This is a genomic window from Achromobacter aegrifaciens (assembly GCF_902859735.1).
In the GTDB taxonomy this organism is placed as follows: domain Bacteria; phylum Pseudomonadota; class Gammaproteobacteria; order Burkholderiales; family Burkholderiaceae_B; genus Achromobacter; species Achromobacter aegrifaciens.
Window position 1 is genome coordinate 291,887 of record NZ_CADIJY010000001.1, and the last position, 17,086, is coordinate 308,972.

Below are 17,086 nucleotides of genomic sequence, written 5' to 3' on the forward strand. Positions count from 1 at the left end.
GATGTTTTCCCCTTGTGTCGTAGTGATGCGCGGCCTGGGCTTCAGCGTACCGCGGCAGCCATCTGGCCGCCGCCCTTGGCGCCGACCACTTTACCGTCCGCATATACCGTGGCGCCGCGCACCAGGGTGTGCACCGGCTTGCCCTTGAGGCGGCGGCCGGCATAGGGGCTCCAGCCCACCAGGCTGAGCACGTCCTCGTCACGCACCTCGTATTCCGTCTCCAGATCGACCAGCACCAGATCGGCGTCCAGGCCCGCGCGGATTTCACCCTTGCTGCGCAGTCGGAACAATTCCGCGGGCTTGGCCGAACATGCCTCGGCCACGCGCTCCAGGCTGATCTTGCCTTCCTGGGCCGCCGTCAGGAACATGCTCAGGTAGAACTGCGTCGATGGCGTGCCGGTATGGGCTTTCCAGCCATCGGTCCAGCCCACTTCCTTTTCTTCGCGCGTGTGCGGCGCATGGTCGGTGGCGATGATGTCGATCGTTCCGTCGTTCAGGCCTTCCCACAAGCCGGGCACGTTCTTCTCCGGCACCCAGTACGACAGCGCATACGAGCCCAGGCGCTGGATGGCCGACCATTCGCAACCCAGGAACAGGGCCCAGGGATTGATTTCGCAGGTGACCTTCTGGCCTGCCGCCTTGGCCTCGCGGATGAGCTGCACGCTGCCGGCGGTCTGGGTGTGCAGGATGTGCAGGTGGCAGCCGGCCGCCTTCTGCAGCCGCAGCAGCGTGGCAATGGCGGTTTCCCAGATCACGCCATCGTGGGCGGCGTAGGCGCGCGCATAGGCGAGAGCGTCACGTTCGCCCCGGTCCCAGTAGGTCTGTTCGATCACGTCCATCAGGGCCTGGTCGTGGGGATGCACCATCAAGGGCACGTCCAGTTCGGCGCAGCGCTGCATGATGCGCAGCAGCTTGCCGTGATCATGCACGCCGATGCCGGGCATGTGCGGGTAGTCTCGGCCCGTGTCCACCACCATGAAGATCTTGAACGCGGCGATACCCGTGGCGGTCATGGCTTCCATTTCCGACTCTATCGTCGGCGCCGGGTTGAAGTTCCAGTCGACCACGGCATCGCTGCGGTAGATGCCGAACTGCTTTTCCAGCAGGTCCAGCGAGTTGGGCGGCGGATTGACGTTGGGCATGCCCACGCTGGTGGTAACGCCGCCAGCGGCGCATTGCTGCGTGGCGGTGAGGATGGTGTCCTTGTACTCGAACCCCTTCTGCGAGCCCTGGCGGTGGTGCGAGTGCATGTCGATCGCGCCCGGCAATACGGCCAGGCCGCTGGCGTCGATGACGTTGCGCGCCTCGGGTTCGCTGCCTGCCTCGTACAAGCCGGCGATCTTGCCGTCGCGGATGCCGATAGAGGCGCGCACCTGTCCCTGGGGAGTGACCACCAGGCCGTTCTTGATCAAAGTGTCCATGCTGTTTTCCTTGTGATGGGGAATGCCGAAACGATCAGGCCGCGCGGGCGGCAGGCGGGAGGGCGCGCTCGCGCACCGTGTCCCAGACCTGCATGACGTAGTCCTTGCTCAGGCCTTTGGTAATGAAAACCATGCGGGATTGCCGGTCCGCGTCCGGCCATTGCGGCAACTCGACAGGCGGATGGAACAGGCGCTGCACCGCTTGCAGCACGATGGGCCGTTCGTGGCCGGCGATGTGCAGAATGCCTTTGACGCGCAGCAGCTCGTCGGGATGCGCCATGACCAGCGCATCCAGCCAGGCGCTGACCTGGGACCAGTGCAAGGGGTCGGCGAAGTCCAGGCAGAAGCTGTCGATGCGCGCATGGTCATGCGCATGCGTGTGTTCATGGTGGTGCCCATGCCCGTCCGCGTAGGGCGAGGCATTGAGCCATTGCCGCGCCTGCTCCGGAAGCACATCCACGTCATAGACGTCGGGTCCGTCCAGCACGGTGGCGTCCGGCCGGGCGGCGGGGTCGCAGACCAGGCGCCTGGCGCCGGGGTTGACTTGCGCAAGCGTGTCCACAAGCGCCGCGGCGCGCGCGTCCGGCAGGTCGGTCTTGGTGACGATCAAGGCATCGGCCACAGCCACCTGCTTGATGGCTTCCGGGTGTGCCGCCAGGGTGCCTGGCCCGTTGACGGCATCCACCACGGTCAGCACGCGGTTCAGGCGAAACGAGCGCGCCACCGGAAACGTCATCAAGGCCTGGATGACCGGCACCACGTCGGCCATGCCCGTGGTCTCGATCAGGACGCGGTCGAAGGCCGGAATCTGGCCAGCGCTGCGCTTGGCGCGCAAATCGCGCAGCGTCTCGACCAGATCGCCCTGCACGGTGCAGCACAGGCATCCCGTGCTTAGTTCGATGGTGTTGTCGTTACTGCTGGCGATCAGCGCGTGATCGATGCCGATCTCGCCAAACTCGTTGACGATGACCGCCGCATCGGCCAGCGCCGGATCGCGCAGCCAGTGATTCAGCAGAGTGGTCTTGCCGCTGCCCAGGAATCCCGTCAGCAAGGTGACCGGGATGCGTGTTTCGGAGGTTTCATCGATTGCCATGATGCGCCTTTGCAAAAAACATTAAATTCGCAACCATTGCGATTAAATGAATTTTTGCATCGAGTTGACGCTTTGGCAAGCCCCCCGCGATTTCGCGCCACAGCCCCCGGGGCAGAGGGAGGGATGACGCTGCTAGAATCGCGGAGAAATTAAATTTCGCAATGGATGCGAAATTGCGGGCCGTAAAGGCGCAACAACAAAGAGAGGGCGACGTGGCGGGTGAAATCAGGACGCGCAACCGGATACTGCACATCCTGCAGCTCTATGACAGGAGCGCCGCATGGTCGGTGGAGGAAATCGCCGTTGAAATGGATGTGTCCGTCAGCTCGGCCTATCGCGACGTGCAGGAACTGGTGCGCGCGGATTTCCTGACCCCGGTGATGGGCGCGCGCTACGTGCTGGGGCCCACGTTTGCCCATTTCGACCTGCTGATGCGCCATGGCGACCCCTTGCTCAAGGTGGCGGAGCCGCTGATGCGGCGGCTGGTGGAGGCCACCACGCCCTCGTCGGCCTCGGTGCTCACGCGCAGCTACCAGGACAAAGTCATGTGCATCCACCAGGAAATCGGCGACCCGGCCGCGCGCGTGGGCCGCTACGAACGCGGCGCCACCATGCCGATGTTCCGCGGCGCCACCTCCAAAGTCATCCTGGCGCACCAGAGCCGCCGCGCCCTGGAGCGCATGTACCTGGCCCACGAAGAGGAAGTGCGCGCCATTTCGCACTGGAAGAGCCTGAAGGACCTGTGCCTGGAACTCGATGCCATCCGCGAGGCGGGCGTCGCCGTCAGCGATTCCGAGATCACGCCGGGGACCATAGGCATTGCAGCGCCGATTTTTCTGGAGCAACGCGTGGTGGCCGGGCTGAGCCTGATCGTGCGCGCCGAGCATTGCCGTCTCGAGCCGTTCCGCGCGGCGGTCATCGAGGCCGCCGGCCAGATCAGCAGCCAGTTGGCCGAGGTGGAAGGCGCCTGGGTGGCGCGCGCCTGAGCGCCAGCACAAGACTTCGCAATCGAGTCGCGCCCGTGGTCTGGCGCAAAGAAAAAGCCCCTTGATCAGATCAAGGGGCTTTATTCATCATGGGCCGCGAGCCTTACTTCACTTGGCCGCATCCACCATGTACTGCACCGCTGCGCGGATGTCGTCTTCCGAGGCGTTGGCCGCGCCGCCCTTCGGGGGCATCGGCGGCTTGCCTTGCATGGCGACCTTCACCATGGCGTCCATGCCGGTCTTGATGTAGGGCTCCCAGGCGGCCTTGTCGCCGAACTTGGGGGCGTTGGCCACGCCGGTGGCATGGCAGGCGAAACAGACGCTCTTGTACAGCTTTTCGCCAGCCGGATTGACTGCCGCTGCTTGCGGCGCGGCGGCTTGGGCTGCCGGAGCGGGAGCAGGCGCGGCGGCGGCCGGTGCCGGGGCTGCCGCAGCGGGGGCGGCAGCGGCGGGCGCTGCAGGCGCTGCGGCGGGAGCGGCAGCGGCTTCCTTCTTGTCGCCTTCCGCGGCCGGAGCGGCGGGTTCGGGCAGCGAAGCGCCCGACTTGTTGGCCATGTACACCACGGCGCGCGCGACTTCGTAGTCGGACAGCGTGGGGTTGCCACCCTTGGCGGGCATGCCGCCCTTGCCGTGCAGGGCCACGTTCATCATGGCGTCGTAGCCCGCGGTGATGAAGGGCGCCCAGGCGGCGTTATCGCCCACCTTGGGTGCGCCAGCCACGCCGGCGGTATGACAGGCCGTACAGACGGCGGCGAAGACCTGTTCGCCGGTCTTGAAGACCTTGGGGGCATTTGCATCGACCAGCTGGAAACCCGCGACCGGGGCAATGCGCTTGGCGACAGCTTCTTGGGACAGCGTGTCCGAACCCGCTCCTGTTTTGGTGCCCGAGACCACCATGTTCACCAATAGGATGATGATGGCGATCGGGATCACGAAAGACAGGACGATCGTGACGATCAGTTGCTTCGGGGTCTTGATGGGGGAGGAGTGCTCTTCTATGTGTTCCTGCTCGTTGCTCATGACCAAATCCTGCTAACGGGTACCGGGGGCGCCTGGCGGCGGCAACAGAAAATCAGTACTGCACAAGTCGGCGGCATGAAGAGCCCGCCTTGCAAGCAAACGCTGGATTATATAACGGTGTCATAGACACGAGTCCAATGCAACCGACGGGGTTTTCGCTGAGTTTGCCGGAAGATTTGATCCCGTTCATGCAGTTCAGCGAAAACTGGGTACAATACCGCCTCCTTGCGCTGCGCCCGTAGTTCAATGGATAGAATGAGAGTTTCCGAAGCTCTTGATACAGGTTCGATTCCTGTCGGGCGCGCCACCAAATCCAAGCTAAGGAATGGCTTGGGTCCGCACCGGGCCTGAATGTGGCTGTTCCGATTCCGGTTCAGAAGGCCTGATTGGCCTCGCCCGAAGATGCCGCGCAGCAAGCCGCCGCATCGTGTCTCTCCCCTGGCTGATTTGCGATCTTGTCGATCCACTTCGAGTAGCGCTCGAAGAGCATCTTGACGTCTTGCGCCCATCTGCGTGGACGGATGCTTCAGGATATGCCACTTCAAGAACTGCGGTAGACACGAGGCTTGTCGCAGAAGGTTTTGGCTGACATATTGCATGTCCAGCAGCCGTTCAAGGCCAATCATGATGCAGAACCCTCCGCATCCGGGTGAAATTCTCCGGGACGATGTAATTGTTCCCTTGGGGCTATCGGTGACCGAGGCTGCCGACAGGCTGGCCATGTCGCGCGTGGCGCTTTCACGAGTTCTCAACGGCAAGGCGGGCATCAGCCCGGATCTTGCCGTCCGTCTGGAGCATGCCGGGGCCAGTACTGCCCAAGCTTGGGTCGCAATGCAGGCTAACTATGATCTGTGGCAGGCGCTACAGCATGAGCAGCCGCCCGTTAGGCCGTTGACTTCGACAGCAGCCGCGCAGTGATCCTGTCAATTTGATCGCCAAACAGGCCAGCCTCCTGCCGTCTCAGGTAGTAGTCTGCACATGCAGCCGGCTGGACTTGCAGCGGTGCAAGGCGCGGTAGTGCTCCAGCGCCCGCCCGTTGGCGCCATAGGCGATGGACTCGATGCGCAGCATGGGTTCGGGATCTTTCATGCCCAGCAATTCGCAGGTCTGGGCGTCCGGTTGCACCGCGTCTATCCAACGTTCCGCGCGCACGATGCGCAGGCCGTACTGTCTGCGCAGCACGTCGTAGAGCGAACGGTTTTCCAGGCGGGTGCGGTGCAGGCCCGGCACCAGGTCCGCGGGCACGGCGGTTTCCACCAGCAATTGCAGTTCGCCGTCGACGCTGCGCAACCGCTTGAGCGCCACCACCTGGCTGTCTTCGGTCAGCCCCAGTGAACTGGCTTCGTGCGCCGTGGGCGCGCGCAGTTCCTGCAGCAGCACCTGGGTGCGTACCGTGCGGCCCTTGCGCTCCATTTCGTCCGAAAAGCCCAGCACGGTGGACACGAAGTCTTCGTCGCGCTCGCGCGCCGACACGAAGGCGCCCTGGCCGCGTATCTTGTAGATCAGGCCGTTGCGGACCAGGTCCGCCAGCGCTTCGCGCACGACGATGCGCGAAATGCCATATTGCTCGCCGAACTCGGCCTCGGTGGGCAGCTTGTCGCCCACGGCCAGTTCGCCTTGCAGGATCTTGCCGCGCACCACGTCGCGGAACTGTGTCCAGAGCGGGGCGCCGGCGCTGCGGTCCAATATGGCTTCGGTGGAGATGGGGCTGCTCATGTCGTCAAAGAGTTTGAAATCGAACCTGTAGCCAAGGCGGAATCGGCGGGCTCTGCCCAGGGCGCCTCGTCTGGAGGAAGTTGAACACAGTGCCGGTCCCGCAGCGTCGCGGTGCAGGCTCGTAACTCGTCTTGCCGGCGCGCCGGGCTCCAGCCCAGCTCGGCTGCGGCGATATCCGCCAGTTCCGCAAGCAGTGCCGGCGTGACATGGCCGCGAATGGCCAGCAAGGTGCGCCGGATCGCCAGGTCGGCCAGGTGCTGCACAGACGTTTCGCGGCACAGATAGCGGATCTCGGCCGTTGAATGATCTGGCGCGTGGCGCAAGGGCTTATCGCCCGCCGCGGCGAAATCCGCCGCCACGGCGCCCGCCCGCGCACCATAGCGCATGAACAGTTCGGCGACGCGCCCGCGGTCCAGCGCGGTGGCGGCCTGAATGCTGTCCAGAAAGCGTTGCCGTCCCGCCGCATCGGCGGGCATGCCCGCGCCTCCACCGATCGCCACCTGCTCGGTCGACTGCCGCCGCGCGCGACCCAGTTGCTGCAGCACCGCGTCGGCCGCCAGTTGCGCTAGCGAACGGAACGTCGTCCATTTTCCGCCGACCAGGCACACCATCGGCACCTCGCGGCGCGCGTTGGGCGGGTCGATCACCACCGCGTGGTCGCGCGATATCTGCCCGGGTTTGTCGGCATCCGACTGGGCCAGCGGCCTGACGCCCACGTAAGTGTAGACCACGTCCTTGCGGCTGAAGTCCAGGCGGGGAAACACCTCATGCAATACATCGAGCAGGTAGTCGATCTCCGCCGGTTCGGTCGCGGCGAGGTCGGGATCATCCACCGGAATGTCGGTGGATCCCACCAGCACCCGGTCCAGGAACGGGTAGACGATGCACACCCGGCCGTCGGACGCCTCGAAGTACGCCATGCGTCCCTGGAGCGCGGTGCGCAGTGCGGGGTGATCCAGGATCAGGTGTGATCCTTTGGTGCCCATGACGCGCGAGCCGTCGCCTTCCAGGGCGCCAGCCGCGCGGTCCAGCCAGGCGCCCGTTGCGTTGACCACCGTGTCGGCAGTCACTTGCACGGATTCGCCGGTCAGCGCATCGCGCAGGGTAATGGCGCGGCCCTGGCAAGCCGTCACGCTGCAATAGTTCGACGCGACCGAGGCCGGGTGGCCGCGATGCGCATCGTCGATCAGCTCCAGCACCAGCCATTCCGGATGCCGTATCCAGGCGTCGTAATACGTGGCCGTCCAGCGCACCGCCGCGCCGAACAGCGCGCTGTCCGCCGCCGGCAGGCGCTCGATGCGATGTTCCGGCATGACGCGCTGGTTGCGGCCCAGCTTGTCATAGAGGCGCAAGCCCAGTCCCACCACGCACAGTCCCCGCGCGCCAGGCGAGGCGTTCAGGCCGGCAAAGCGCAGCATGCTGCCCCACAGTCCGCCGAAGCGGCTGGATAGCGGCACCACGGTTTCCAGCGGCTGCACCAGATGCGCCGCATTGCGCAGCAGCAGATTGCGTTCGCGCGTGGCCTCCGCCACCAGGGAAAATGATCCGCTTTCCAGGTAGCGCAAGCCGCCGTGGATCATGCGCGATGGCGCGCTGCTGGCGCCGGCGGCCACATCGTCCTTGTCCACGATCAGGCAATCCACGCCCTGCAGCGACAGGTCGCGGAACACGCCAGCCCCGTTGATGCCCGCGCCTACGATCACCGTCGAAAAATGGCGTCCCGCCAACGAAGCCGGGCGCATGAAAGCGGATGTGCGAGGAGTCATCGCGCGGATCCCGCAAGATGGCCGAAAGCCGGGGCCATGCTGTCCACCAGGCCATGGAAGCTGGCGTAGAAATCGGCGTGCGCCTGCGCTTCGGTGGCCAAGGGTTCGACCCGTTCGCATGGGGCGGGCAGCAAGTCGGCGCCGCCAGGGTTCTGCGACAGCGCGGCATACAGCGCAGCGCCGCGCGCGCCGGTTTCGTCGTCGCCGCAGCGTTCCACGGCGTGGCCCAGAAAGCCCGCCAGCAGGCGCGCCAAACGCAAGTCCCGGGCGCCGCCGCCCAGCGCGGCGACCTTGTCTGGCACGCCCAGTCCAAGCGCCGCCAGGCGCTTCAGGTGCCGCGCGTGCAGCGCTACCACGGCGTCCACCACGGCACGCGCCATGTGCGCGCGGGTGTGATGGCCTTGCAGGCCGACGTAACCCGCGCAGGCTCCCGCCGGCCAGCTGCCGCCATTGATGAAGGGCAGAAAACGCAGACCGTCGGCGCCCAGGGGCACGCCCATCGCGCAATCCACCGCCGCGGCCGCATCCTGGAACTGCAAGGTGCGCGCCAGCCAGGCCACGTTCGCCATCGATGAGGGGCTGTTTTCCAGATAAAGCCTGCGGTCCGGATCGCCGAAGCTGACGATGGCGCCCACCTCCGGCTTCGGTTCGCGGGCCGGCGCCACCACGGCATTCACGCACCAGGTGCCGAGCACGGCCACGGCGTGCCCCTGGCGCTCCGCGTTCACCGCCTTCAGCGAGGCGAGCAGATCGATTGCGCCGAGCGCCACGGGCAGGCCGGACAGGCCGGCGGCCTCGAAAGCCATCGTGGACCAAGTCCCCGTGTTGAGCGACAGCAGGCCGGCCGTGCTGGCGTCGCTGGCGTCCGTGACGATTTCGCCGGTCAACAGGAATCCCAGATAGTCCTTGGCGAACAGCAGGTGGCGGATGCGGCGGAGTTGAGCGGCGTCCGCGCCGTAGAGTTCTGCAGCGATAAGCGACGACTGTCCTGACCACGGCCGGCAGCCGACTTCGTCATACAGTGCGTCCCCCATGTTGCGGCCCAGCGCCCGGGCGCGCGCGGCGGCGCGCTGGTCGGTCGATGCCACCGCGCGGCCTTCCAGCAATTGGCCGCTTGCATCCAGCGCATACAGGCCGGCGCCATGGCCGGTGCAGCACAGCGCGCGCAGGTGGGCCACGCGCGGACCCAACTGGGTTGCCACGCCTTGCAAGGCCCGCGCCAGCGCCGTCTGGATGGCGTCCGCGGGCAGTTCGCAACCGCCTTGCGCCAGTTGCCGATAGGGCAGCGCGCCGCCCGATGCGGCCAGTGTGGTCCCGCTCCCGGCCTCGAAGGCAACCGCCTTCAAGCCCGTGGAGCCCATGTCTATGCCCAGGTAGATGTCTGTTTTCATGTCATAACATTGTCTACAGATATTTCCCGCAGAATAGCAGTGTTTCCCCTAGTAATCTAAAAAATCCGGCTGAAATATAGTTCGTCGATGTCATAACAACGATTCGACCAAAACAAGGTTGAACAACAGGCACCGAGGGCTGCAGGGTTCTTGGAACGATGCGAAAAAAGGAGCGGAACATGAGACGAGATTTCTTGAAGACCGTAGCGGCGGCGGGCGCCGGCCTGGCGAGCGTCAACGCCTTTGCGCAGAACACTCCGCAAGCCCCCGGGCTGCGCGGCAACGCCAACGACGTCTACGTGATGAACGTGATGGTGTCCGGGGTGGAGTACTGGTTCCCTGTCTACGAAATGATGAAGCAGCTGGGCCATTCGCTCGGCGTGCGCACCCGCTATTCGGGCACGCCCGAGTACGACGTCAATAAGCAACTGGCCTCGTTCGAGCAGGAACTGGCGCGCAAGCCGGCCGGCATCCTGCTGCATCCCATGAACCCCGACCCCTTCATCGAACCCATCAACCGCGCCGCGGCCATGGGCATCCCGGTGGTGACCTTTGCGGCCGACTCGCCCAATTCCAAGCGCGTGTCCTTTGTCACGTCCGACAACGACCGCGAAGGCGCGCAGGCCGCCGACGCCATCGCGGCCTCGCTCAATGGCAAGGGCGAATACGCGGTGCTGGAAAACCCCGGCCAGGACAACCATGACCGCCGCGTCGCCGCCTTCATCAACCGCATGAAGACCCAGCATCCCGGCATGAAGCTGGTGGGCCGCGCGGCCAGCAACCAGGATCCGAACAAGGCCTACCAGGCCACGCTGAGCCTGGCGCAGGCCAACCCCGGCCTGGGCGCCCTGTTCATGCCCGAAGCCAACTCGGCGCTGGGGGCGGCGCAGGCCTCCATCGAGACCAAGAAGAACATCAAGGTCCTGTGCTGCGACGTGAACGCCAAGATCCTGGACATGATCAAGTCGGGCGAGGTCTTCGGCTCCGTCAACCCGAACCAGGGCGTGCAGGGCTATATGGGCATGATGCTGCTGTTCCTGGCGCGCAACCAGCAACTGATCGACCCGATGAATGACGCCAAGCGCAACGGCACCAACCCCATGGCCGTGCCGTTCCTGGACAACGGCCTGTCCATCGTCAGCAAGGCGAACGCCGACGACTTCTATTGGGACAAGTACCTGGCGCGTCGCGGCACCAAGGGCATCAACGAATGAAGGCGCCCGCAGCGCTGCTGGAACTGCAGGGCATCAGCAAGCAGTTCGGCGCGTCCAAAGCCCTGGCCGACGTGCGCTTCACGCTGCGCCGGGGCGAAATCCATGCCTTGTGCGGCGAGAACGGCGCTGGCAAGTCGACGCTGATGAAGATCATCGACGGCATCCACCAGCCCGACAGCGGCGACATCTACCTGGAAGGCGAGCGCGTGGTCATCAACGGGCCGGCCCATGCGATGCGCCTGGGCATCGGCCTGGTGCACCAGGAAATCTCGCTATGCGGCGATGCGACCGTGGCCGAGAACATCTTCATGCCCATGATCAGCGCGGGTGCACAGGCCTGGATGGACTATGCCGGCCTGCAAGAGCGCGCTGCGGCCGTGCTGCGGCGGCTGGGCCAGGACATCGACCCGGGCCTGCGGGTGGATGCGCTGGGCATATCGAGCCAGCAGCTGGTCGAGATTGCCCGCGCCTTGACGCTGGACTGCAAGGTGCTGATCCTGGACGAACCCACCGCAGCGTTGACGGAAGTGGAGTCCGTGGCGCTGTTCCGCGTCCTGCATGACCTCAAGGCCCAGGGCATCGGCATCGTCTACATCAGCCACCGCATGGCAGAGATCTTCGAGCACTGCGACCGCGTTACGGTACTGCGCGACGGCCGCGATGTGCACAGCGGTGATATTGCGGCGCTTTCTCCGGATGCGCTGGTGCGCTGCATGGTGGGGCGCGATCTGGGCAATTACTACCCACCCCGGCAGGCGGCTGGCGATGCGCCGGCCGAGACCCTGCTGGAAGTGGAGGACCTTGCCGACGGCGCCGCAGTCCACGGCATTTCGTTCACGCTGCGGCGGGGCGAAATCCTGGGCATCTCCGGCCTGATGGGCGCGGGCCGCAGCGAGCTGGCCGAAACCGTGTGCGGCCTGCGGCGCGCGCGGCGAGGCGCCGTGCGGCTGCGCGGCCAGCCCCTGCGGCTGCGCCGCTATGCCGACGCCCTGCGCCATGGCATCGCCTACCTGAGCGAAGACCGCAAGGCCGCCGGCCTGTTCCTGGACATGCCTATCGAACAGAACGTGTCTTCGATGGCGCTGCGCCGCATCAGCTCGCGCTTCGGCCTGCTCAAACGCACGGCGGAACGCAGCCTGGCCGTCGAGCTGGGCGCCCGGCTCAGGCTCAAGTCGGACGGCGTGGCGATCGACGCCAGCTGCCTGTCCGGCGGCAACCAGCAGAAGGTGGCCATCGCCAAACTGCTGGCGACCCGCCCCTCGGTGCTGCTGATGGACGAACCGACGCGCGGCGTGGACGTCGGTGCCAAATCCGAGATCCATCACCTGCTGCGCGACCTGGCCAACCAGGGAGTGGGCGTGGTGGTGATCTCGTCCGAGCTGCCGGAAATTATCGGCCTGTGCGACCGGGCCTTGGTGATACGCAATGGCAGGCTCGCCGGAGAGCTTGCGGCCAGCGAAATGACGGAAGAAAAATTGCTGCGGCTGGCCTCCGGCCTGTCCGCCGAGGAGGCGACATGACGAGCGACCTGAAAACCCAACCGGCGGCGCAAGCAGTCCTGATGCCTCCGGCCGCCGGCCTGCCGACGGGGGCCCGCCCGGGACGCCGGCTGGGCAGCTTCCGCGAAGCGGGGCTGCTGCTGATCATTGCCGCGCTGTGCGTCGTCATGAGCTTCGCGTCGCCGCATTTCCTGACCTGGGAAAACGTGCGCGCCATGCTGCTGTCGTTTTCCATCGAAGGCATCGTGGTGGTTGGCATGACCATACTGGTCATCGTCGGCGGCATCGACTTGTCGGTGGGCTCGGTGGTCTGCCTGGCCATGGTCATCACCGGCAAGCTCTTCCTGATGGGACTGGACCCATGGACCGCCAGCCTGGCCGCGATCGCCGTCTGCACGATGGTGGGCGCGCTCATCGGCGGCTGCGTCACCCGCATCGGCCTCAGCCATTTCATCGCGTCGCTGGCGTTCATGGTGATCGTGCGCGGCCTGTGCCTGGCCATCACCCAGGGCACGCCGCAATCGCTGTTCTCGCTGCCGCCGCAGTTCAAGTTCATCGGGCAGGGATCCATCGCGGGCATTCCCGCCGTCATCCTGATCTTCGCCGCCATCGTCGTCATCAGCGATTTCGCGTTGCGCCGCGCCGCCCTGTTGCGCAAGGTGTTCTACACCGGCAGCAATGAAAAGGCGGCGCTCTATGCCGGCATCCGCACCGGCCGCGTGAAGTTCTGGGTCACTGTGCTGTGCTCGACCTTGGCCGGCGTCGCAGGGGTGGTCTACACGGCCCGCTTCGGCGCTGCCACGCCCAACTTCGGCGTGGGCATGGAGCTCAACGTCATCGCGGCGGTGGTGATCGGGGGCGCCAGTCTCAAGGGCGGCGCGGGCACCGTGCTGGGCGCGGTGCTGGGCTTGGCCTTGCTGTCGGTCGTCACCAGCTCGCTCATCCTGCTGGACGTGTCGCCCTACTGGCAAGACGTCGTCAAGGGGCTGATCCTGCTGGCCGCGGTCACCGTCGACCATCTCATGAACGTCAAAAAGGTTTCACGATGAAGACAACAACACTGGGCGCGTCCGGCATCGCCTGCGAATCCGTCGGCCTGGGCACCTGGGCCATGGGCGGGTGGATGTGGGGTGGCGGGGACGATGCGGATGCCGTTGCCGCCATCCAGGCGTCCCTGGACGCGGGCGTGCGGCTTATCGATACCGCGCCTGCCTATGGCCTGGGGCACGCCGAAAGCCTGGTCGGCCAGGCGCTCAAGGGGCGCCGCCAGCAGGCCGTCATCGCCACCAAATGCGGGCTGGTCTGGCATACACGCCAAGGCGAGCATTTCTTCGACGAGGAAGGCCAGGCCGTGCACCGCCACCTGGGCCGCGCTTCCATCTTCCACGAAGTAGAGCAAAGCCTGGCGCGGCTGCAGACGGACTACATCGACCTCTACATCACGCATTGGCAGGACGCCGGCACGCCCGTCGCCGAGACCATGGACGCCTTGCTGGATCTGAAGCGGCAAGGCAAGATCCGCGCCATCGGCGTCAGCAACGTGGATCCCGGCACTTTGGCCGAATACCTGCGCCATGGCCCGGTGGACGCCATTCAGGAACGCTACAGCCTGATCGACCGCGAGATCGAAGCCACGCTGATGCCGCTATGCCGCCGCCACAACGTCGGCATCCTCGGGTATTCCTCGTTGGCGCTCGGCCTGCTGGCCGGACCCATCGATCCGGAGCGCCGCTTTACCGGCGACGACCAGCGCGCCGGCAACCCCCGTTTCAGCGTCGCTAATCGCAGCCGGCTGCAAGGCTTCTTCGCGGAACTGGAACCGCTGCGCCAGCGGCTGGACTGCTCGGCTTCGCAACTGATGATCGCCTGGACCACGCGCCCAGGCGGGGTCACCGTGGCGCTATGCGGCGCCCGCACGCCGCAGCAGGCCAGGCAGAACGCCGGCGCTGCCGCGCTGGAACTTACGCCTGAAGACATTGCCGCCATCGACCTGGCAGCCGGGCGTCATCTGCAAACACTGGATTGAACAAGGAATCCCCATGCTGCACAGAAAAGAAGCGCGCCTGAACCGCCTGCTGAACGGCGGCCGCTGCCTGGACATCGCCGTCGACCACGGCGTCTGCAATGAACCCAGCTTCCTGTCCGGACTGGAGGACATGCCGGCCGTGATGGAACAACTGGCCGCCGCGCGTCCCGACGCCATCCAGCTGAACTATGGCCAGGCCGACCTGCTCCAGCAACGGCCAGGCCGGGACAAACCCGCGCTGGTCATGCGGCTGGACATGGGCAATCCCTACAACGCCACGACCCACCGCGTCATGTGGGCCGTGCTGCAGAACGAGCAGGACCCGGTGCTGCCTGCGGTCCAGATGGACGCGGCCTGCGTGGTGGTCAACCTGTTCATGCTGCCGGACGAGCCCGACCTGTTCCGCCAGTGCGTCGCCAACATCGCGCGGGTACGCGCGGACTGCGACCGCTATGGCATGCCGCTGATGATCGAACCCCTGGTCATGGCGCCGCATTCCGCGCGCGGCGGCTATATGGTCGATGGCGACGCGGAGAAGATCGTCACGCTGGTCAGGCTGGCGCGCGAAATGGGCGCCGACATCGTCAAGGCCGACCCCACGACCGCCACGCGCGATTTCCACCGCGTGGTGCAGGCGGCGCGCTGCCCGGTGCTGGTGCGCGGCGGCGGCCGGGAGGACCTGCGGCAGGTCTTCGAGCGGTCGCGCGAGTTGCTCGATGAAGGGGCGGTGGGGCTGGTGTATGGCCGCAATGTCTACCAACACGCCGATCCGTCATCGGTGGTGCGGGCGCTGATGGCCATGATCCATGAAGACGCCAGCGCCGGACAGGCATGGGACATCTACGAGGCAGGCGGCCGACAGGATGCAAGGCTCATCGGCCGAAGTTCCTGACACCTCAGCCAGATCCTAATGCTCTTCCTTCGCATGGTTGATCGTGTATTTGGGGATGGCGACGGTAAGGTCCTCTTCCGCGACGATCGCCTGGCAGCTCAGGCGGGATTGGGCTTCCAGCCCCCAGGCGCGGTCGAGCAGGTCGTCCTCGGATTCGTTCGCTTCGTTCAAGGATTCGAAACCCTTGCGCACGATGCAGTGGCAGGTGGTGCAGGCGGCGCTCATGTCGCATGCATGTTCTATTTCAATGCCGTTGGCCAGCAGGGCCTCGCAAATTGTGGTGCCAGCCCGCACCTCCAGCTCGGCGCCTTCGGGCGCCAGCTCGGCATGCGGGAGTACGGTGATTTTTGGCATATCGGATTCCAGGCGCTCAGCAAGCGGATGCGGGTTTTGCAGGCGATTCCTTGCGAGCGCTCCGCAGCACGGCGCCGCCGCGTGCGGCGGGCTCCTGTTCTTTTTCGTCCGGCTGCTCAAGGGTGTGCAGGATGGGGCAATTCGGCCGATCGTCGCCCGCGCAACAGCGGATCAGCGCCTCGAGCGTGTCGGCCATCTGCCGCATGCTTTCGATGCGCCGGTCCAGTTCAGCCAGGTGTTCCTGGGCTACGTGCTTGACGTCCGCGCTCTGGCGCGACTGGTCGTGCCAGAGGCTCAGCAGATCCTTGGTCTCGGCGACTGAAAAGCCCAGGTTGCGGGCACGGCGGATGAAGTGCAGCCGGTGAACATCGATCCGGCTGTAGGCGCGGTAGCCGGACGAGTTCCGCTGCGCCACGGGTATCAGGCCGATCTGCTCGTAATAGCGGATCATTTTTGCCGATACCTTGGAGGTCTTGGACGCTTCGCCGATGTTCATGGGAGTCTCCTCGCTCAAAGGAATGGTTAGAGGCATGAGAGAAGACTAGAGCTTTCCAACATGGGAAGGTCAAGCATGCCGCCGGCCGGGGAGGGACCGGTCCGGCTGGTTACTGTGGCGTAAAAAAAACATCGGCGTGCATGTCCTGGACGTTCAGTCCGCGCTCGAACGCCAGAGCCATCGCCGCTTCCACCATCGCCGGCGGGCCGGCGACATAGGCTTTCCAGCTTTTCAAGTCCGCGAGGTCTGCGCCGGCGGCTTGCGTGACGAAGCCGGTCCGGTATGACGTGGCATGCGCCTCGGACAACACGGGCACAAAGCTCAGGTTGGCGTGGCGGCGTGCCAACGCCTCGAAATGCTGGACGAAGTAAAGATCCCGTTCCGTGCGCGCGCCGAAGTAGACATGAATCGGCTGGCTCATGCCGTGCGCGAGCGCGGTTTCGACAATTGAGTTGATGGGGGCCAATCCCGAACCTCCCGCGATGCAGAGCATCGGCCCGGAATGTTCATCGCGCAGATGCGAGGAGCCGAGCGGCGCGCGCAGCGCCACGCGTTCACCAGGTTGCAGCGTGGCGTGGACATAGCCCGACGCGACCCCGCCCGGAACACGGCGGATGTGGAATTCCAGTTCGCGATCGCCTGGCCTGTTGGCCATCGAGTAGCTGCGCGCCGGCGACGGCCCGAACCTGATGTCGGCATACTGCCCGGCGGCGAACGGCAAGGTATTCGTTGCTTCAGGTCGGATCCTTACGCGCATGATGTCGTGCGTCAGTTCGTCCATGGCAACGACGGTCCCTTCCACATTCTGGATTGGCGCCGCGGCTGCTTCGTCGTTGCCCAGCCATGCCACCGCCACATCGCTCTTCGGAACCGCGCGGCACGCCAGGATGAAGCCGCAGCGCGTTTCTTCTTCCGTCAACGCGTAGCGCGAGTGCGGCAGCATTTCCACTGCGCCTTCGATCAGGCGCGATTTGCAGCTGCCGCAGCGGCCCGATCGGCAGCCGTGCGGATAGGCAACGCCATTCTGCAGTGCTGCTTCGAGTATGGTCTGGCCGTCCGGAACCGGCAGCCTGGCTCGCGCCTGCCGGATGTCCACCGTTCTACTGCTCATTGGGTTGCTCCAGATACTTCGGGTTGGTATGGAACGGCATCGAGATGCCCTTTGCCGTTCAGACGGCGGTCCCAATCTATTGCTTCCAACAGTTGCAAGGT

Annotated in this window: 16 protein-coding genes and 1 tRNA gene; 8 read left to right on the forward strand and 9 right to left on the reverse strand. The window is 65.4% G+C overall.

Translation table 11 applies throughout. From position 1 onward, the window contains the following. Positions 1 to 41 precede the first annotated feature (41 nt). Complete coding sequence (locus HV766_RS01360) at positions 42 to 1,475, reverse strand: dihydroorotase (RefSeq protein WP_310533835.1); 1,434 nt, start codon at positions 1,473 to 1,475, stop codon at positions 42 to 44. After that, on the reverse strand, positions 1,456 to 2,514 hold the full coding sequence (locus HV766_RS01365) for a CobW family GTP-binding protein (RefSeq protein WP_175180416.1): 1,059 nt from the start codon (positions 2,512 to 2,514) through the stop codon (positions 1,456 to 1,458). Before HV766_RS01365 ends, HV766_RS01360 begins: the two co-directional genes overlap by 20 nt. 161 nt (positions 2,515 to 2,675) lie before the next feature. On the opposite strand from HV766_RS01365, the gene HV766_RS01370 reads away from it, so the two are divergent. Next, on the forward strand, positions 2,676 to 3,500 hold the full coding sequence (locus HV766_RS01370; protein ID WP_054455132.1) for an IclR family transcriptional regulator: 825 nt from the start codon (positions 2,676 to 2,678) through the stop codon (positions 3,498 to 3,500). A gap of 108 nt (positions 3,501 to 3,608) precedes the next feature. Here the strand turns inward: HV766_RS01370 and HV766_RS01375 are convergent, their stop codons facing one another. Beyond that, on the reverse strand, positions 3,609 to 4,520 hold the full coding sequence (locus HV766_RS01375) for a c-type cytochrome (RefSeq protein WP_175180417.1): 912 nt from the start codon (positions 4,518 to 4,520) through the stop codon (positions 3,609 to 3,611). Between the two features lie 232 nt (positions 4,521 to 4,752). Here HV766_RS01375 and HV766_RS01380 point away from each other — a divergent pair. Both HV766_RS01380 and HV766_RS01385 read left to right on the forward strand, forming a co-directional pair. Continuing rightward, positions 4,753 to 4,827, forward strand: a tRNA-Arg gene (locus HV766_RS01380). A 290-nt stretch (positions 4,828 to 5,117) separates the two neighbouring features. Continuing rightward, positions 5,118 to 5,438, forward strand: a complete 321-nt coding sequence (locus HV766_RS01385) for a HigA family addiction module antitoxin (RefSeq protein WP_309600011.1) — start codon at positions 5,118 to 5,120, stop codon at positions 5,436 to 5,438. A 42-nt stretch (positions 5,439 to 5,480) separates the two neighbouring features. On the opposite strand, the gene HV766_RS01390 is transcribed toward HV766_RS01385, so the two are convergent. Genes HV766_RS01390 through HV766_RS01400 form a run of 3 tightly spaced genes read right to left on the reverse strand, consistent with a single transcriptional unit; the run spans position 5,481 to position 9,393 of the window. Then, positions 5,481 to 6,236: a GntR family transcriptional regulator gene (locus tag HV766_RS01390; protein WP_175180418.1), complete on the reverse strand. Its 756-nt coding sequence runs from the start codon at positions 6,234 to 6,236 to the stop codon at positions 5,481 to 5,483. Continuing rightward, entirely contained in the window at positions 6,233 to 8,002 is a 1,770-nt protein-coding gene (locus HV766_RS01395; protein ID WP_175180419.1) for a glycerol-3-phosphate dehydrogenase/oxidase, read from the reverse strand. The genes HV766_RS01390 and HV766_RS01395 overlap by 4 nt, the downstream gene beginning before the upstream one ends. Continuing rightward, positions 7,999 to 9,393 (reverse strand): FGGY family carbohydrate kinase, encoded by a 1,395-nt coding sequence (locus HV766_RS01400; RefSeq protein ID WP_175180420.1) that lies wholly within the window; start codon positions 9,391 to 9,393, stop codon positions 7,999 to 8,001. Before HV766_RS01400 ends, HV766_RS01395 begins: the two co-directional genes overlap by 4 nt. A 179-nt stretch (positions 9,394 to 9,572) precedes the next feature. On the opposite strand from HV766_RS01400, the gene HV766_RS01405 reads away from it, so the two are divergent. Genes HV766_RS01405 through HV766_RS01425 form a run of 5 tightly spaced genes read left to right on the forward strand, consistent with a single transcriptional unit; the run spans position 9,573 to position 15,024 of the window. Continuing rightward, positions 9,573 to 10,607 (forward strand): substrate-binding domain-containing protein, encoded by a 1,035-nt coding sequence (locus HV766_RS01405; protein ID WP_054455120.1) that lies wholly within the window; start codon positions 9,573 to 9,575, stop codon positions 10,605 to 10,607. Further along, positions 10,604 to 12,127 carry a sugar ABC transporter ATP-binding protein gene (locus HV766_RS01410; protein ID WP_119452145.1) on the forward strand — a complete coding sequence of 508 codons (1,524 nt, stop codon included), beginning with the start codon at positions 10,604 to 10,606 and terminating at the stop codon, positions 12,125 to 12,127. The genes HV766_RS01405 and HV766_RS01410 overlap by 4 nt, the downstream gene beginning before the upstream one ends. Before the next feature lie 41 nt (positions 12,128 to 12,168). Continuing rightward, a complete protein-coding gene (locus tag HV766_RS01415; RefSeq protein WP_175180757.1) occupies positions 12,169 to 13,155 on the forward strand; it encodes an ABC transporter permease in 987 nt (328 codons plus the stop codon). Next, the gene (locus HV766_RS01420) at positions 13,152 to 14,132 is read left to right on the forward strand and encodes an aldo/keto reductase (RefSeq protein WP_175180421.1); all 981 of its coding nucleotides are present in this window, start codon (positions 13,152 to 13,154) and stop codon (positions 14,130 to 14,132) included. The genes HV766_RS01415 and HV766_RS01420 overlap by 4 nt, the downstream gene beginning before the upstream one ends. Positions 14,133 to 14,145: 13 nt before the next feature. After that, the gene (locus HV766_RS01425) at positions 14,146 to 15,024 is read left to right on the forward strand and encodes a class I fructose-bisphosphate aldolase (protein WP_175180422.1); all 879 of its coding nucleotides are present in this window, start codon (positions 14,146 to 14,148) and stop codon (positions 15,022 to 15,024) included. Positions 15,025 to 15,039: 15 nt separating this feature from the next. On the opposite strand, the gene fdx is transcribed toward HV766_RS01425, so the two are convergent. The 3 genes from fdx to HV766_RS01440 all read right to left on the reverse strand — a co-directional run bounded on the left by fdx (position 15,040) and on the right by HV766_RS01440 (position 16,985). After that, the gene (gene fdx, locus HV766_RS01430; RefSeq protein ID WP_054455112.1) at positions 15,040 to 15,378 is read right to left on the reverse strand and encodes an ISC system 2Fe-2S type ferredoxin; all 339 of its coding nucleotides are present in this window, start codon (positions 15,376 to 15,378) and stop codon (positions 15,040 to 15,042) included. Between the two features lie 16 nt (positions 15,379 to 15,394). After that, positions 15,395 to 15,874, reverse strand: a complete 480-nt coding sequence (gene cueR / locus HV766_RS01435; protein ID WP_054455110.1) for a Cu(I)-responsive transcriptional regulator — start codon at positions 15,872 to 15,874, stop codon at positions 15,395 to 15,397. Between the two features lie 109 nt (positions 15,875 to 15,983). Continuing rightward, positions 15,984 to 16,985, reverse strand: a complete 1,002-nt coding sequence (locus tag HV766_RS01440) for a 2Fe-2S iron-sulfur cluster-binding protein (RefSeq protein WP_175180423.1) — start codon at positions 16,983 to 16,985, stop codon at positions 15,984 to 15,986. Positions 16,986 to 17,086 lie beyond the last annotated feature (101 nt).

Coding starts and splice junctions, on each gene's coding strand:
- HV766_RS01365 (WP_175180416.1), bottom strand. CDS start 2,514: ATGGCAATCGATGAAACCTCCGAAACACGCATCCCGGTCACCTTGCTG.
- HV766_RS01370 (WP_054455132.1), top strand. CDS start 2,676: ATGGATGCGAAATTGCGGGCCGTAAAGGCGCAACAACAAAGAGAGGGC.
- HV766_RS01400 (WP_175180420.1), bottom strand. CDS start 9,393: ATGAAAACAGACATCTACCTGGGCATAGACATGGGCTCCACGGGCTTG.
- HV766_RS01440 (WP_175180423.1), bottom strand. CDS start 16,985: ATGAGCAGTAGAACGGTGGACATCCGGCAGGCGCGAGCCAGGCTGCCG.
- HV766_RS01390 (WP_175180418.1), bottom strand. CDS start 6,236: ATGAGCAGCCCCATCTCCACCGAAGCCATATTGGACCGCAGCGCCGGC.
- cueR (WP_054455110.1), bottom strand. CDS start 15,874: ATGAACATCGGCGAAGCGTCCAAGACCTCCAAGGTATCGGCAAAAATG.
- fdx (WP_054455112.1), bottom strand. CDS start 15,378: ATGCCAAAAATCACCGTACTCCCGCATGCCGAGCTGGCGCCCGAAGGC.
- HV766_RS01425 (WP_175180422.1), top strand. CDS start 14,146: ATGCTGCACAGAAAAGAAGCGCGCCTGAACCGCCTGCTGAACGGCGGC.
- HV766_RS01375 (WP_175180417.1), bottom strand. CDS start 4,520: ATGAGCAACGAGCAGGAACACATAGAAGAGCACTCCTCCCCCATCAAG.
- HV766_RS01395 (WP_175180419.1), bottom strand. CDS start 8,002: ATGACTCCTCGCACATCCGCTTTCATGCGCCCGGCTTCGTTGGCGGGA.
- HV766_RS01405 (WP_054455120.1), top strand. CDS start 9,573: ATGAGACGAGATTTCTTGAAGACCGTAGCGGCGGCGGGCGCCGGCCTG.
- HV766_RS01410 (WP_119452145.1), top strand. CDS start 10,604: ATGAAGGCGCCCGCAGCGCTGCTGGAACTGCAGGGCATCAGCAAGCAG.
- HV766_RS01420 (WP_175180421.1), top strand. CDS start 13,152: ATGAAGACAACAACACTGGGCGCGTCCGGCATCGCCTGCGAATCCGTC.
- HV766_RS01385 (WP_309600011.1), top strand. CDS start 5,118: ATGTCCAGCAGCCGTTCAAGGCCAATCATGATGCAGAACCCTCCGCAT.
- HV766_RS01415 (WP_175180757.1), top strand. CDS start 12,169: ATGCCTCCGGCCGCCGGCCTGCCGACGGGGGCCCGCCCGGGACGCCGG.